Annotated in this window: 11 protein-coding genes; 9 read left to right on the top strand and 2 right to left on the bottom strand. The window is 64.9% G+C overall.

The window, feature by feature from the left end:
• Position 1: 1 nt before the first annotated feature.
• Both ACHFFA_RS04010 and ACHFFA_RS04005 read right to left on the bottom strand, forming a co-directional pair.
• A complete protein-coding gene (locus ACHFFA_RS04010) occupies positions 2 to 1,093 on the bottom strand; it encodes a helix-turn-helix domain-containing protein (protein WP_394269549.1) in 1,092 nt (363 codons plus the stop codon).
• Between the two features lie 3 nt (positions 1,094 to 1,096).
• Complete coding sequence (locus ACHFFA_RS04005) at positions 1,097 to 1,750, bottom strand: hypothetical protein (RefSeq protein ID WP_394269548.1); 654 nt, start codon at positions 1,748 to 1,750, stop codon at positions 1,097 to 1,099.
• Between the two features lie 249 nt (positions 1,751 to 1,999).
• On the opposite strand from ACHFFA_RS04005, the gene ACHFFA_RS04000 reads away from it, so the two are divergent.
• The 9 genes from ACHFFA_RS04000 to ACHFFA_RS03960 all read left to right on the top strand — a co-directional run bounded on the left by ACHFFA_RS04000 (position 2,000) and on the right by ACHFFA_RS03960 (position 14,714).
• On the top strand, positions 2,000 to 2,845 hold the full coding sequence (locus tag ACHFFA_RS04000) for a 3'-5' exonuclease (RefSeq protein WP_394269547.1): 846 nt from the start codon (positions 2,000 to 2,002) through the stop codon (positions 2,843 to 2,845).
• Positions 2,846 to 2,958: 113 nt separating this feature from the next.
• Complete coding sequence (locus tag ACHFFA_RS03995; RefSeq protein ID WP_394269546.1) at positions 2,959 to 3,495, top strand: hypothetical protein; 537 nt, start codon at positions 2,959 to 2,961, stop codon at positions 3,493 to 3,495.
• Positions 3,496 to 3,571: 76 nt separating this feature from the next.
• Positions 3,572 to 4,456 (top strand): hypothetical protein, encoded by an 885-nt coding sequence (locus tag ACHFFA_RS03990; protein WP_394269545.1) that lies wholly within the window; start codon positions 3,572 to 3,574, stop codon positions 4,454 to 4,456.
• Between the two features lie 133 nt (positions 4,457 to 4,589).
• Complete coding sequence (locus tag ACHFFA_RS03985; protein WP_394269544.1) at positions 4,590 to 5,615, top strand: helix-turn-helix transcriptional regulator; 1,026 nt, start codon at positions 4,590 to 4,592, stop codon at positions 5,613 to 5,615.
• Positions 5,612 to 6,316: a hypothetical protein gene (locus tag ACHFFA_RS03980; RefSeq protein ID WP_394269543.1), complete on the top strand. Its 705-nt coding sequence runs from the start codon at positions 5,612 to 5,614 to the stop codon at positions 6,314 to 6,316. Before ACHFFA_RS03985 ends, ACHFFA_RS03980 begins: the two co-directional genes overlap by 4 nt.
• Positions 6,317 to 6,467: 151 nt before the next feature.
• Entirely contained in the window at positions 6,468 to 7,694 is a 1,227-nt protein-coding gene (locus ACHFFA_RS03975; protein WP_394269542.1) for an exonuclease SbcCD subunit D, read from the top strand.
• Positions 7,691 to 11,401, top strand: a complete 3,711-nt coding sequence (locus ACHFFA_RS03970) for an AAA family ATPase (protein ID WP_394269541.1) — start codon at positions 7,691 to 7,693, stop codon at positions 11,399 to 11,401. The genes ACHFFA_RS03975 and ACHFFA_RS03970 overlap by 4 nt, the downstream gene beginning before the upstream one ends.
• Before the next feature lie 197 nt (positions 11,402 to 11,598).
• A complete protein-coding gene (locus ACHFFA_RS03965) occupies positions 11,599 to 13,308 on the top strand; it encodes an ATP-dependent endonuclease (protein ID WP_394269540.1) in 1,710 nt (569 codons plus the stop codon).
• The gene (locus tag ACHFFA_RS03960; RefSeq protein WP_394269539.1) at positions 13,308 to 14,714 is read left to right on the top strand and encodes a UvrD-helicase domain-containing protein; all 1,407 of its coding nucleotides are present in this window, start codon (positions 13,308 to 13,310) and stop codon (positions 14,712 to 14,714) included. The genes ACHFFA_RS03965 and ACHFFA_RS03960 overlap by 1 nt, the downstream gene beginning before the upstream one ends.
• The last annotated feature ends 52 nt before the right edge of the window (positions 14,715 to 14,766 follow it).

The following is a 14,766-nucleotide window of genomic DNA, read 5'->3' as shown; positions in this document are numbered from 1 at the left end:
ATCAGCCAGACACCAGCGACAGCTTCCCGCGGGCGCTGCTGGCAGCGCCTTGGCGACCACCCTCGATGCTCATCATCCGCGTGAGGCCGAAAACGAGCTTATCGATCTCGGCAGCCGGAATATGAAGCGCGGCCGAGATGTCGTGCTTCGTGATCCGCTCTTTACGCAGGCCGCCGAACACCTTTTCCCACACCACGGATGTCTCGCGCTCGATGCCCTGCGGCTCGGCCGTGCGATAGCCGTTGCGGGCGATCTGGATGCAGAGCTGACGATTCTCCCACTCGGACGTGATGCCCAGCTGACGCAGGCGGTAATTGAGCGCGGCAACGGATACCTTCCACCGCGCTTTCTCGGCGATGATGTGGTTGAGCCCACGAACGATAGGGATACGGGCTCGCACATCCGCCGACGGCATCAGGAACGACGAGGCGAACCGGTTTGCCTCGTCCTCTGCCGCACGACCGCCTGGCCCACCGTGCTTGTGCAGGACAAGGTGACCGAGCTCGTGCGCTGCGTCGAACCGGCTATGCTCGGCCGTCTTGACAGTGTTGAGGAAGATGTAGGGCTTGTTTGATCGCCAGACCGAGAATGCGTCGACCGACCGTGTCTCTTCGACAAGCGAGAACACCCGGACTCCCTTGGCCTCGAGCAGGTGGACCATGTTCCGGATGGGCTTCTCGCCAAGGCCCCAAAGTTCGCGAAGCGCCCGCGCGGCGTGATCGGGAGTTCGCTCGTCGCTGAGGTCGTGCAGGTCGATCTCCGGAAGGTCGAACAGCGTCTCCACCCAATCGCTCACCATGAACGCAAGTGATCCCGCCGCGAGCGCAGCGTCGCGATCACCCGCGAGCATGTGCGACATCGACCGGAAGCTCGCAGCATCACGCGGCGGCTGATCGACGGATTCGCCATAGAAGAAGGCCGCCGGATAGCCGAGCACATCGGCGATCCGTTCCGTGATATCGGCGGCCGGCTCAGTCGCGCCGGTTTCATAGCGATGGAGGGCAGGCCGACTCACGCGCGCGGCCTCCGCCAGCTGGCTCTTGCTGAGCCCGGCGCGGTGTCGCGCGAGGCTCAGCCTCGCTGGATTGAACATGACTTACCTCTTGCGACGAACCGGAATTTCGAAGTCCGGACCGTAATCGTCCTCATCGCGCCCGCGGACGTCGCATACCGGGCCGTTCTGATCGATCAGGATGATGCGCTCGCGCCAGTTGCACAGATAGCCACCCTCCACCGTCATCGGAAAGGACAGCTCCGCACGAACCGCCTCGTTGCTGATATAGGCGCACAGATACCAAATCGGCGCGTCGGAGCGGGCGGCGGCAGCGAGCGCTTCCTCGTAATCCTTCAGGAATTCGGGAATTGGCAACGGCGGTTCACGGTTCAGTCGAACGGCGCGCTCGGAGCCGTTGCCCTTAGCGGACTTGTTCTTCGGTTGCGCCTCCCGGACGCCCGTCGCTTCGTTGGTATTCACCACCGCAATGCGGAAAGCGCGATCGGGGTGGACGATGGTCGAGAGATTGTCCTGATCGTCCTTCTCCCAACCGTGCGAGCGTTTGACGTCGCGGAAGGTGCGCGTGCCGAAGCGCCACGCATCCCAGCCGGCGGCGGTGGGTGGGTCGTTGTCAGTGCAGCCGTTGAACGCCGCAACCATGGCGTTCACAACACGCATGCACTCTTCGAAAGTTAGGCCGAGCGCCTTCAGGCGACGCTGAACGTCGTTTGGATCGAACCAGATCGCGCATTCCATGGGCGTCACCTGTTACGTTTTGCTCTCTCAGATGAGACGGCATTTTGTAACGCCTGTCAAGCGGCTTTGCGCCGCCGCCATAGGCGGTGCTTGCCGCTTGAAGGAACAACTTTTGATCCGTGAGCGGAAAAGGCCGGGCTCTGACCCGTCTCCGTGACCGAAGATGCAGAGGGGAAAAGCCTCGCTGCCGCTCGGTCTTACAGGAGACCAAGCATGCACAAGATCCGCCACCTAGGGGCCCACGCCCTGATGGCTGAACACGCCAACGACCCGGACATCCGCATTCTACGCCGGGTATCGACGCTGGACGATCTGCCGCTGGCGCCGCGCGGCGAGGGGCCGATCCGCCGCGTCGCAGTCATCGACACCGAGACGACCGGAACTGATTCGTTGACCGACGAGATCATCGACATCGCCGTCGTGATCTTGGAGGTCAACGCCGCCGGTGAGATCGTAGGCATCGCGAGCGCGGGACAGGCGCTGCGCGATCCGGGTATACCGATCTCGCCGCATATCACGAAGATCACCGGCATCACCGATGACGACGTGCGCGGCAAAGCGATCGACCTCGAACGGCTCGAACGTCGGTTGGCGAGCGCGGATGTTCGGATCGCACATAACGCACGCTTCGACATCGCTTTCATCGAAAGCCTGATGCCAGGTTTGGCCGGAGCACCCTGGGCATGCTCCGCCTCCGACTTTGACTGGCTCGCGGCCGACTTCGACGGACGCAAGCTCGGCCACCTGCTGATGCAAATCGGCCGCTTCGGCGATGCGCACCGCGCGATGGCCGATGTCGTCAGCCTCATCCATCTGCTCGCGCATCGCCTGCAACACGGCGGGACGGTGCTTGGCGACCTGCTCGCCAACGCCGAGCAGCCGACCATTCGCTTCGAGGCTACCGGTGCGCCTTTCGACCGGCGCAGCCTGCTCAAGGCGCGCGGCTATCGTTGGGATCCGCGTCATCGGGTCTGGTGGTGCGAAGTGCAGGAGGCTGCATGCGCCGAGGAAGAGCGGTGGTTCCGCCGCGAGATCGCCGCCCATGGCCCAGCGCCCAAGAAGCTGCCGATCACTTGGAGCCAGCGGCACCGCTGAAGTCGAGAGGCGCGCCGCCGCGCGCGCTGATCGATCTCCAGACGAGAGAAGCGAGCACCCTAAGAGAGGGGAAAATGCTCTGGCCGATCGGCCATCACGAAAGGAATGAAGAAATGAAAATGATGCTGCACCACCAGAACTTCATGCTCGCCGTCAGGCAGCAGATGGGGTGGCCGCCCTTCAAGCCCGCCAACGACGCAATTGGTTTCTCGTCGGGGCGCGAGATGGACATCCATATCGGCATGGAGATCGCCCGCATCGCCCGGCTGATGCGGAAGGACCTGGTCTACTCGGGCTGGGCTAGCGCCAAGGCGACCGAACCAACCGGCTTCACTATCGCTTTCCGCGAGATCCTGACGGTCGACATTGTCGACCGGCTGGTGCCCTTCGCCGCCAATGACGAGGCGCCGATCATCTTCGTCAGCACCCGCGCCGATGAGCATTTTGCGGTCGACCGCCGCGGATCTCTCGTTCGGGTGCCGGGCAAGCCGAAAAACATCGGAAGGGGTCGCAAGCTCGCGATGAAACGCATCAAGACCGTGGCAGCTACGATGGGCGACACGTTGCTCGAGAACAACAGCTGGATCGCCCCGGGCGCCGACTGGATCGAGCCGGAAGCGCCGGTCGAGACAGTCGTCCGCTTCGGCTGATCATCGTCGGACACACACGAGCGGAGTCCGCCCCTTGTTACCGCCAATACCGGTCCAGTGCCGGAGGAGAAACCCTATGAAGTTTGATCATATCTTCGAGCCGCGTCGCCCGCGCGCCTATGTTGTTCTCGATCTCGAGAGTGCTGTCACCGACGAAACCGGTCACAAACGCTACCTCGCAATGGAACGCTGGGCGCCGAGAAATGGAGAGCCTTCGCGCCGCGGGTATACCCGCAGCGAGGATCCGTGCCTTACCCCGCGCTGGCCATTCCAGACCATTGTCACCGCGTCGATCATGGTTCTCACGGAGAACGATGAGGGCGGCGTCGATGTCGCGCGGTTCACCACGCTGAGCCGGCCGGACCTCGACGAGCGTCAGATTGTCTCCGGCATCCTCCGTGTGCTGAGCGAGGCGCCGAAGGAGGCGGAACTGGTATCGTGGGCTGGCATGCTCCACGATGGACCTATGCTTTCTCTAGCTGCAATGCGTCACGGGTTGACCTTGCCCAAGGGGTGGCGCTGGCTGGGGTTCGGCGGCAACGATCCGGTCCGACATCTGGATTTCGCCAGGACCACCACCGGCGGCTTTAAGATGAAGCCGGTGCATATGGCCGAGATCCTCGCAAGCCTCGATATCCCTGCCAAGATCAGCGTGCCGGCGTTCGCCGTAGCCCGGCTCATCTACGCCGACCAATGGGATGCCGTCCAAGAGGCGTGTGAAGGCGACGTAATCAGCACTGCCTTGCTGCTCGCACGCTGGCGACAGCTCCACGACGATCGCGCCGACGCAGGCGTCGTCGAAGATCGCATCCTCCGGCAAGTCATCGAGCTTCGGGCCGGCCGCGGTTACACGGCAGCTCTACAGGCGCGACGTCAGAACGGGTTCGCGAAGGCGTTCAGCACGGCGGCGAACGACGCAGCGGGCCTGTCGCCTTGGACGGAGGAGGAGGAGGCAGCTTAGCATCTGCCGGTCGCGACGGTGATCGCCGTCGCGACCAAATAATCGATTGTCTTCGCAAGTGCTTGCTAAGGCGGGCGGAAGTATCCAAGCTGCGACAAATCCGGACGCAGGGGGCAGGGCAGTGACGGAGAGGATGGCGAAGCTGGACCGGCTGCTTGGGCTGGTCCACGCACTCTCGGAGACCACCGAGGGGCTGACGCTCGATGAAATGGCGGAGCGCCTCGGCGTCACCCGGCGGACGGCCGAGCGGATGCGGGACATCATCGCTCGTCATTTCGATCTGGACGAGCTCGCCGACGATCGGCGTAAGCGTTTCTTGATCCGCGACAGTCTGCGGCGTGTCTATACCCGTCCTACTGCAGCCGAGGTGGCCGCGCTTCAGGCGGAGGTCGATGGCCAGCGCGCCGCCGGCAGAGCCGCGCGCGCCAGTCAACTGGCCAGTCTCCTGGCGAAGGTGAAGGGTTCCCTCGACGATCGCGAGAAGCGGCGGATCGATCCGGACCTCGATGCGCTCGCCCGAATTCAGCGGACTATGGTGACGGCGGGGCCTATCGCGACCGTCGCGCCGGAAACCGTTACCGTAATCCAGAGCGCCATCCTCGCTGGGCGCTGTGTTGAATTTCAATATGCGACGGAGGAGCGGCCGGAGCCGCGCTGGCGGCGCGTGATCCCCTACGGCCTCGTGCACGGACCGCTAACCTACTTGCTCGGCAAGATTCCTGGGCGCGACGATCAACCCGTCTATTTCCGGTTGGACCGCATGACCGAGGCGATGGTGAGCGAGGCGCTCGGGTGCGCGCCGGAGGACTGGAATATTGATGCGTGGCTGGCCGAGAGCTTCGCGGTGTGGCGCGATGAGAAGTATGACGTAGTGCTACGCGTGCGGGCGCCGTCCGTCCCCCGCGCACGTGGATGGCGCTTCCACCGCCTGCAGCAGATCGAGGAGTTGGCGGGTGGCGAACTACGCATCCGGTTCACGACCGGCGGCATGCGCGAATTAGCCGAACACCTGTTCACTTGGGGTGGCGAGTTGGCGATCGAGGGACCGGATGCGCTCATCGCAGTGATGCGCGAACGCCTCGAAGCGGCACATGCTATGCTCAACGAAACCGAGCCACGACCGATTTTGTCGCGAGAACCGGCCACTGGTGCGGCATGACGAGTCGTCCATCCACACTTCTGCCCGGCATACAGCCAGCCTCTATCTCGTCGGCCGTCGAGCAGTTGCCGCCGTCCATCACGCGCCGCTCCGGATCGCTGTTCTACTCGGGGCCAAGCGCGTTCAGTGGACACCGCAGCCTTTACGTGCTCGGCCTTAATCCGGGCGGCTCACCCGTCAGCCAGGCGGACGAAACGGTCGAGCGCGACATTGCAGATTGGCGTGCACTGACGAAACCTTGGTCGGCGTATCTCGACGAATCTTGGCAGGGTAAACCTGCTGGGACCCATGGCATGCAGCCGCGCATGCGGCACATGTTCGGGCAGCTCGAGATCGATCTGCGCGACGTTCCGGCAAGCAACGTCGTGTTCGTGCGCTCGGCTAATGAAGCGGCGCTTTCCGCCGATAAGGCCGTCCTGCTCGCGCAATGTTGGCCGGTGCACGCCGCGGTGATTCAGGAGCTCGGTATCCGAACGATCCTGTGCCTTGGCACGACGGCAGGTCGATGGACCCGCGAAGCGATCGGCGCCCACAAACTGATCGATCGCTTTCAAGAACGAAATGACCGGGGCTGGGCGAGTGAAGCTCATATCGCTGTGGACGGCCGCGCAGTCGTTACCGTCACTCACCCCGGTCGGGCCGATTGGCGTAATCCCGCTGCCGATCCGACGCCGCTGGTTCGTGCTGTGCTGGAGCGTTGACAATGAACGAACCGCCACGCCGCTTCGGCTTGCTCGCATCTGCTGGTCAGGCGTGCATATCGGTGCGTAACCCGTCTTCCCCGCGTGAAGCTGAGGTCGCCGCTAAAGTGCACGACCGAAGCTGTCGCATCTCTCCCGGAGAGCGAGCTTCATGACCACACGCCCCTTCCGAGTCATTCACAGTTCCGACTGGCACATCGGCCACGAACTTCACGGTCATGACCGCGCGGAGGAGCATGACGCCTTCTTCGCGTGGCTGATCGGTGAGCTTGTTCGGCGCGAAGCCGATGGCTTGGTTGTCACCGGCGACGTGTTTGACGTCGCCAATCCGTCGGTGCCGGCAATGGAACGCTTCTATCGCTTTCTGCGGGAGGCGACGTCCGCCTGCGCGGACCTCCACATCGTTGTGGTCGGCGGCAACCATGACTCAGCGGCGCGGATCAACCTTCCGGGCGCGCTGCTCGGACGTGGTCGCGTGCACCTGGTCGGCTGCCTGCCGCGGATCGAGCGCGCACTCGATTTCGACCGACTGCTGGTGCCGCTGCCCAGACGCGACGGGACGACCGCAGCGTGGGTCGCGGCGGTGCCCTATTGTCGGCCAGGCGACCTGGGGCAGGGCGACCTCGCTTCGCTCTATGGCGAAGTGCTGGCGACCGCCGAGGCGCGCTGCGCCGGTCTACCGCTGGTGCTGACCGGCCATCTCCACGTCGCGGGCGGCGACGTCTCGATCGATTCCGAGCGGCGGATCGTGATTGGCGGCGAGGAAGCAGAGGCCGCGAGCCTGTTCGATGCGCGCGCGGCCTATGTGGCGCTCGGTCATCTCCACCGCCCGCAGGTCGTGAAGGGAACCACTGCGATCCGCTATGCCGGCTCGCCCTTCCCGATGTCTGCGAGCGAGCGCGGCTACAAGCATTCGATCGCGGTGGTGGATCTTTCACCCGGAGGCGTTCACGTTGAGGAAGTGCCAATTCCGCGATTGGCCCCATTCCTCGCGTTGCCCGAGAGCGGGGCGCGGCCAATCGCCGAGGTCGAGGCGTTGCTCGCCGTATTTGACTTCGGCGAGCCCACGACCCCCGGCGCGCAGCCGTTCGTCGAAGTATCGGTGCTGCTTGACCGCCCTGAGCATGGTCTTGCCGCCCGCGTGGCTGCTGCCCTCGCTGACAAGCCCGTGCGGCTCACCCGCGTTCAGCCGGTCTATCCCGATGGCGGAGGCGGGGGAGGAGGTATCGCGGCGCGGGCAGAGGCGCTGGCCGAGCTCGAGCACGAACATGTATTCGCCGAGCTCTACCGCCAGAAGCATGGCAGGGAGCCCGAAGCCGACCTTGCCGAGGCGTTCGAACGACTGCTGATCGAGGTCCAGTCGGAGGACGTGGCATGAGGGTCCTGGCGATCCGCGGTCGGAATCTTGCCAGCCTCGAAGGCGATTTCGCGGTCGATTTCACTGCCGAGCCGCTCGACTCTGCCGGTATCTTCGCGATCACCGGCCCGACCGGCGCGGGCAAGTCGACCGTGCTCGATGCGATGTGCCTGGCCCTGTTCAACCGGCTGCCGCGGCTGGCTTACGCAGCCGGCGGTCAGGTCGGCCCGGAAGGCGGCGAGGCGATCTCCACGAGCGATCCGCGCGCCGTCCTGCGCCACCGCGCCGGCGAGGGCTATGCCGAGGTCGATTTCGTCGGGCGCGACCGGGTCCGCTACCGCGCGCGCTGGACAGTGAGGCGGGCGCGCGGGAAAGCCGACGGCGCGTTCCAGAACATCGGTCAGGAATTTACCAATCTCGACACAGGCGACCGGATCGGTGGCACCCGCACCGAAACCCTGGAGGCGATCCGCGATCGCGTCGGTCTCACGGCCGAGCAGTTCACGCGCGCGGTGATGCTCGCTCAGGGCGAGTTCGACGCCTTCGTCCGAGCCGACGCCAATGATCGCGCGGCCTTGCTCGAGAAGCTCACCGGCACCGGCATTTATGCGCAGCTCGGGGTTGCCGCGAAGCGCAAGGCCGACGGGCTCCGAGCCGAGCTTGCCCAGATCCAGCAGCGCATCGCCGATCATCGCGGGCTCGACGATGTCGCGCGCGCCGATGCCGAGGCGAAGCTCACCGAGGCGCGGGCCGCGCTTGCGTTAGCGGGAGAAGCACTCACTTGCCTAGAGCGCGAGCGCCGGTGGCACGAGACCGCGGCAAAGCTCGCCGAGCTTGTTGGGACGGCGCAAGCGGCGCTCGACGCAGCACGGGCCGCGCAGACCGAGGCCGGCCCGCGGCGTGAGGGGCTGCGGCGGCGTCGTGCGGCAGTAGCCTTCGTCGCCGAGTGGAAGGCAGCCGAAGAGGCCGGGGCCAGGGCCGCCCGCGGTGCCGAGCAGGTGGCCAAACTCGAAGCGGACCTGAACCGCGTGCACGTCGAGGCGGAGCGGCTCGCCGCCGCTGAGCGGGAGGCAAGCGACGCGTTGCGCCGCGCGGAGGCCGAACTGGAAGCTGCGCGCCCTGCGCTCGAGCAGGCACGCGCGCTCGATCGAGAGATCGAGCGACTCGGGGCGGAACTGGTGCCGCTCGACGTCGCCAGGGAGGAGCGGGCTGCGGAACTCAACAAGGCCGAAGGTGATTGGGAGGCCGCCGAACAGCAGCGCCGCGATGCGGAGGCAGAGCTTGCCGGGCTTGCGGAATGGATCGCCTCGAACGAGGCGCGGCGCGCGCTCGCACACCGCGAAGAGGCGCTGGCCGCGGATCTTGCGGAGCATGTGGTGCTGACGGAGCAGGCCCTGCGCATTTCGACGGACGCGAACACCGTCGCTGCAGAGGTCGCCACCCGAGGCAAGGCTCGCGCCATCGCCGAAGAAGCAGCTGCCTCAGCTGCCGAAGCTCATGCCGCGGCCCAGGCACGGCTTGAGCGGGCGCAGGCGGCTATGCCGTCTCCACCTGCGCTGGAGGCCGCAACGCGCCGACGGGACGCGCTCACGGCGATCGAACCGAAGCTGGATGCGGTTGAGCATCATGGCGCACGCGTGGCGCAGCTTGGAGGCGAGGCAGCCCGAGTCAGTAGGGATCACGAGCGGGAGACGGAGGCGCTGGCCCGCGACCGTTCGGAAGCACGTGAGATCGAATCCGACCTGCCGCAGCTTCGCGCCCGGCTCGACGAAGCACGGCGCAGCAGCGCGCTCTCCGAGGCTGCCGGCGATGAGGCTGCCGCGCGATTGCGCGCGACACTTGCGTCCGGCGAGCCGTGCCCGGTGTGCGGATCGCGGGAGCATGAGGTCGAGGCGGTGACCGCCCTGATCGAAAGCCGTGCCGCTGCCGATCTCGCGCGCGTGGCGGCGTTGGACGACGAGGTGCGCGAGCACGAGCGACGCGCGGCGGTGCTTGCCGATCGCGCGACCGCGACCGAGCAGCGCCTGGCCGCCCTCAAGGCGCAGAAGCAGCGGATCGACACAGCGCTGATCGAAGTGCGGGCCGCGCAGGCCACGGCGCAGGCTGCGCTGGCTGCTGCCGCGGCGGCGGCCGATCTCGACCTTGTGGCTGACCTCACTGAAGACCGCGTGACGTTGGCTGAATGCCTAATGGAGGCGGACGCGGTCCGGACGAGGCTTGAGGCTGCGCGGCAAGCATTCGATGATGCGCGTGCCGAAGTCGAGCGGCTTCGCGCGGCCCGTGATTTGGAGGAAGCAGCGCGCCTCGCCGCACTTCAGGCCGAGCGCGACGCTATCTCCAGTGAGGCCGATTTGACCCGCCGGCTTGCAGACCTTTCGGAGCGCCGCAACCGGCTTGGCGCTGCGCTCGATGCCGAACTGTCGGCCCACTTTGATTGGACCCGGGCGCGCGATCCGCGGGCGGACCTCGCAAAGCTGGTCCTCGAGTGGCGGACGCGAGAGACGGAGCACAGGGCCGCGGCTGCGGCACTGCCTGAAATCGCGCAGGCTGTTCACGCGGCAGACCTAGCACGGACCCAGGCCCGCAGCGCACGCGACCAGGCGGAAGCGAGCGTCGCCGGGCTCGGCGAGCGGCACCAACGCCTGAGTGATGAACGAGCGGCCTTGCTGGGCGGCGAGGCCACCACTGCTGTCGCGGGGCGGCTCGAAGAAGGACTGGAGCTGGCAGCGACTACCATCAAGGCGGCGCGAACGGCTGCGAGCGGCGCACTCGCGGCACGCGCCGCAGCCGAGGCCTCGCTCCAATCAAGGCGCGAAACACAGAGCGCCGACGAGACCGAGGCGGCCCGCCGATCGTCCGACCTTGCGGCGCGGCTCGCTGCTATGAGCCTCACGCCGGACGCTGTCGCGGCTGAGGCGCACGCCGGGGAGGGCGCGCTGGCCGCCGAGCAGAAGGCGCTGGATCTCCTCGACGAAGCAGTCACCCGCGCCGAGGCCGAACACAGCGCCCGAACCCATGATTACACAACCCATGTCGCAACGGACGTGCCTGATCTGGCCGGCGATGCGCTTGCAGCAGCTGTCGATGCGGCTGAAGCGAAGCAGGCGCAGGCCCGTGAAACCGAAGGCCAAGCGGCGCTAGTGATCCGTCAGGACGACGCCGCCCGGGCCGCCACCGCCGCTTTGCGCGCCGAGCATGCAGAACGACAAGCCAAGGCACACGTCTGGCTTCAGCTCGACGCGCTGATCGGCGACGTGACCGGAAACAAATTCCGTCGCTTCGCGCAAGGACTCACGCTTGATCGACTGCTCGGCCACGCCAACGCCCGCCTTGCGGAACTCAAGCCTCGCTACGAGCTCCAGCGGGGCACTGGCGGCGATATGCTCGTTCAGGTGATCGACCATGACTTAGCCGGCGAGGTGCGGGGCCTTCACAACCTTTCCGGAGGCGAGCGATTCCTAGTCAGCCTCGCGCTTGCCTTGGGCCTTTCCGAGATGTCGACCAGTCAAGGTCTCCATATCGAAAGCCTGTTCATCGACGAAGGTTTCGGCGCGCTTGATAGTGCGAGCCTGGGGGCTGCGATCGCAATGCTCGAGCAGCTCCACGCTACCGGCCGGAGGGTCGGCGTGATTAGCCATATTGAAGAAGTGAAGGAGCGCATCCCAGTCAAGATCACCGTAACCCCGGTCGCCCGTGGACGGAGTGTGGTCGACGTGTTGGCGGAATAGCGCGGACGCTTGCGCATCCGATGAGGTTGCCCGCGTGGTGTATCACAGCGGGCCGCGGGTCGCACAATAGTTCATCGTTTTTTCGAACTGCGGCGAAATCACTGCGAGCCCGTTGCCGGGCGCGGCGATTTCCCTACCATCGGCTATAATCGGGCCGCGGAAGCAGTGTTGTCATCAGATTCTGGGGGGAGGAAGATTTGGCGCGGATCAGGCAGATCAACATCAGAAATTTCCGGAGCATCCGAGATTTCGACTGGTTCCCGACGCCGGGGTTGAATTGCATCGTCGGACCCGGGGATAGCGGCAAAACCACCATTCTGGACGCCATTGATCTCTGTCTGGGCGCACGTCGGAACGTGCAGTTCACCGACGCCGATTTTCACGCGCTCGACCTGATGCAGCCGATCCAAATCGCAGTGTCGATCGGCGACCTCGACGAGCCTCTGAAGGTCATGGAGGCCTATGGCCAATATCTTCGCGGGTTCGAGGTGGCGACTGGCCGGACAGAAGATGAGCCTGGGGTGGGTCTGGACACGATCCTTACGGTGGTGCTCACGGTGGCTAACGATCTGGAGCCCGCGTGGTCGCTTTATTCGGATCGCGCTGCCGCCGCCGGATTATCGCGCAACCTGATCTGGGCGGACAGGCAGCGGCTCGCCCCAAGTCGCATTGGCGAACTGGCGGTGCAGAACCTCGGATGGCGCCGCGGAAGCATTCTAACCAAGCTCTCCGAAGAGAAGCCGGACTTCGGCGCGTTCATGACGAAGGCCGCTCGGGATGCGCGCGAGGCGTTCGGCACCGAAGTGAAGGACCAGCTAAAGGACGTGCTCGAGATCGTCACTCGCACGGCCGGCGAACTCGGTATATCCGTCGGCGATGCCGCGAGGGCGATGCTTGAGGCTCAGAGTGTCTCAATCACCGGCGGCGCAATAAGTCTGCACGATGGCGATGGCGTTCCCCTGCGGAGCCTGGGGGTCGGATCCAGCCGCCTGCTTCTTGCTGGGCTACAACGCGAGGCCTCAAAATCTTCGACGATGCTTCTCGTCGATGAGCTTGAGCATGGCCTAGAGCCCCACCGTGTCGCCCGCCTTCTTGAGTCGCTTGAGGTCAAGGCTCAGCAACCGAAGGTGCAGACATTTGCCACCACGCATTCGCCAGTAGTCGTCCGTGAGATCGCAGGGTCGCAGTTGTGGATCATGCGGCGTCGTGGGGACCGCCACGAGATGCGTCTTGCCGGAACCGACGGCGCCATCCAAGGCGCCCTCAGAGTGTTCCCCGAAGCATTCCTCGCCCGATCCGTCATCGTGTGCGAAGGCGCAAGTGAGGTGGGGCTTCTCCGCGGGCTGAGCCAATATGCGGCTGCGAATGGCGGCAAGAGCATCGAGACGCTCGGCGGTGCCCTGGTTGATGCCGGCGGCGTCTCCAAGTTGTATGGAAGAGCCACAGCGTTTCTAGCTCTTGGCTACCGAACCATGGTGCTCCGCGACGACGACGAGCAGCCGGATCTGATGGTCGAAGCGCAATTCCAGCTCGACGGCGGAGAGCTAGTGAAATGGCGCCCAGGCTTTGCTCTCGAGGACGAACTCTTTCACGGCATTCGTGAAGCCGACATCGACCGGCTGCTGGACTATGCCGTTGATGTTCACGGTGACGATCACGTGAACAGCAAGATCTCGACGATCTCCCAAGGCTCGAAGAACCTCGCCACCGTGCGGGGAGATGCGTCACCGGCAAACAGGACCCTGCTTGCGTCGGCATCGCGCGCGAAAAAGTCCGGATGGTTCAAGCAGGTAGGGTGGATGGAACATGTCGGCCGGGAAATCCTCGGTCCGGGGCTTGCTGAATTCCAGCAGCCCGGAAGGGACCAGATCGGCGGAATATTTGAATGGCTTGCGAAGGATTCGTGATGGTCGACCTTTTGACCATCAGTCGCGGTGCGGTGACCGCACCGGCGGGGTGCGGAAAGACGTATCTCATTGCTAACGCTCTCAAGCGCCATCGCGGGCCGAAGCCGATACTCGTCCTGACGCACACAAATGCGGGGGTTGCGGCTCTCCGCGGTCGACTAGATGCATTTGGTGTTCCCGCAACCCGCTATCGATTGGCGACGCTCGATGGCTGGGCGATGCGGCTCGCGGCGACGTTTCCCTTCCGGAGCGAGATCGATCCAGCAACGCTGCGGCTTGGCAACCCCGGCGCGAATTACCCAGCGATACGGAATGCCGCAACGACGCTTCTTGCGGCCGGTCATGTCGCAGATGTCGTGAGGGCAAGCTACGCCCGACTGATCGTCGACGAGTATCAGGATTGCTCGCAACGGCAGCATGCCATGGTCACTTGGCTGGCCCAGACGCTTCCAACTTGCGTCCTTGGTGATCCTCTCCAGGCGATCTTCGGGTTCGGCGGCGACGACCTTCCCGGGTGGGATGACGACGTATGTTCCTATTTCCCCGTCGTTGCGCAGCTGACACAGCCTTGGCGATGGATAAACGCGGGAGCGGCGGATCTCGGCAATTGGCTCCTTCAGGCGCGGGCCTCGATGGTCGCGGGACAGCCGGTCGACGTGCGCACGGGCCCCGCAGGTCGGGTGGAGTGGGTTCAGCTCACCGGGACCAATGATCTGGCCGCGAGAGTTGCCGCAGCGTCGACTCCGGCGATGGCCGACGAAAAGGTGCTCATCATTGGATTTTCGAGGTGGCCGGCGCAGCAGCGGGGTATCGCCAGCCGAGTGTCAGGAGCGATCGTCCTCGAAGCGGTCGACCTGAAGGATCTCGTTGAGTTCGGGCGGTCATTCGAACCGACCTCTGTGAGCGCGCTAGAGGAATTGTCTGCCTTCGCCGATGAGTTGATGTCTGGCGCTGGCGCCGTCCAGGTGGCCGCTGAGATCAGAAACCATATTGCGTTGGGCCTTCCGCCAAACGGCCCTTTGGAGGCTGCTGGTTATTCGTTGGTCAGCGATCGCAGCTATTCGGCGGCGCTAGATTTTCTCGTGGAACTCGGTCGGCAGGCGTCCGGCGGAATTCATCGTGACGCGGTGATGCGCGCATGCATCCGCGCGTTTCGTGGCTGTCTGGGGCCGCAGGCGCCATCGTTTTACGATTCGACGATCCAGGTGCGGGAGCAGAGCCGCCTGGTCGGACGTCCACTCGCCGGGCGTTCGGTCGGCAGCACGCTGCTGATGAAGGGCCTAGAAGGCGATATCGCTGTTGTATTGGACGGCGACGACCTGAATTTCCACAACCTCTACGTCGCAATAACGCGAGGCGCGAAAAAGCTGATAGTGTGCTCAGCCTCGCCCATCCTCGGCTTCTGATAGATCAGGCGGAGCATCGAACCACAGCTTGCCCGCTCAGATCGGCCACTGT

The organism is Qipengyuania sp. (genome assembly GCF_043423005.1).
Lineage (GTDB): Bacteria > Pseudomonadota > Alphaproteobacteria > Sphingomonadales > Sphingomonadaceae > Qipengyuania.
The sequence above is the reverse complement of the archived record's forward strand: the minus strand, read 5'-3'. Positions and strand labels throughout refer to the sequence as shown.

What these genes read in the sequence shown, in the direction of transcription:
- ACHFFA_RS04010 (WP_394269549.1), bottom strand. Translation starts at nt 1,093, where the DNA reads ATGTTCAATCCAGCGAGGCTGAGCCTCGCGCGACACCGCGCCGGGCTC.
- ACHFFA_RS04005 (WP_394269548.1), bottom strand. Translation starts at nt 1,750, where the DNA reads ATGGAATGCGCGATCTGGTTCGATCCAAACGACGTTCAGCGTCGCCTG.
- ACHFFA_RS04000 (WP_394269547.1), top strand. Translation starts at nt 2,000, where the DNA reads ATGGCTGAACACGCCAACGACCCGGACATCCGCATTCTACGCCGGGTA.
- ACHFFA_RS03995 (WP_394269546.1), top strand. Translation starts at nt 2,959, where the DNA reads ATGAAAATGATGCTGCACCACCAGAACTTCATGCTCGCCGTCAGGCAG.
- ACHFFA_RS03990 (WP_394269545.1), top strand. Translation starts at nt 3,572, where the DNA reads ATGAAGTTTGATCATATCTTCGAGCCGCGTCGCCCGCGCGCCTATGTT.
- ACHFFA_RS03985 (WP_394269544.1), top strand. Translation starts at nt 4,590, where the DNA reads ATGGCGAAGCTGGACCGGCTGCTTGGGCTGGTCCACGCACTCTCGGAG.
- ACHFFA_RS03980 (WP_394269543.1), top strand. Translation starts at nt 5,612, where the DNA reads ATGACGAGTCGTCCATCCACACTTCTGCCCGGCATACAGCCAGCCTCT.
- ACHFFA_RS03975 (WP_394269542.1), top strand. Translation starts at nt 6,468, where the DNA reads ATGACCACACGCCCCTTCCGAGTCATTCACAGTTCCGACTGGCACATC.
- ACHFFA_RS03970 (WP_394269541.1), top strand. Translation starts at nt 7,691, where the DNA reads ATGAGGGTCCTGGCGATCCGCGGTCGGAATCTTGCCAGCCTCGAAGGC.
- ACHFFA_RS03960 (WP_394269539.1), top strand. Translation starts at nt 13,308, where the DNA reads ATGGTCGACCTTTTGACCATCAGTCGCGGTGCGGTGACCGCACCGGCG.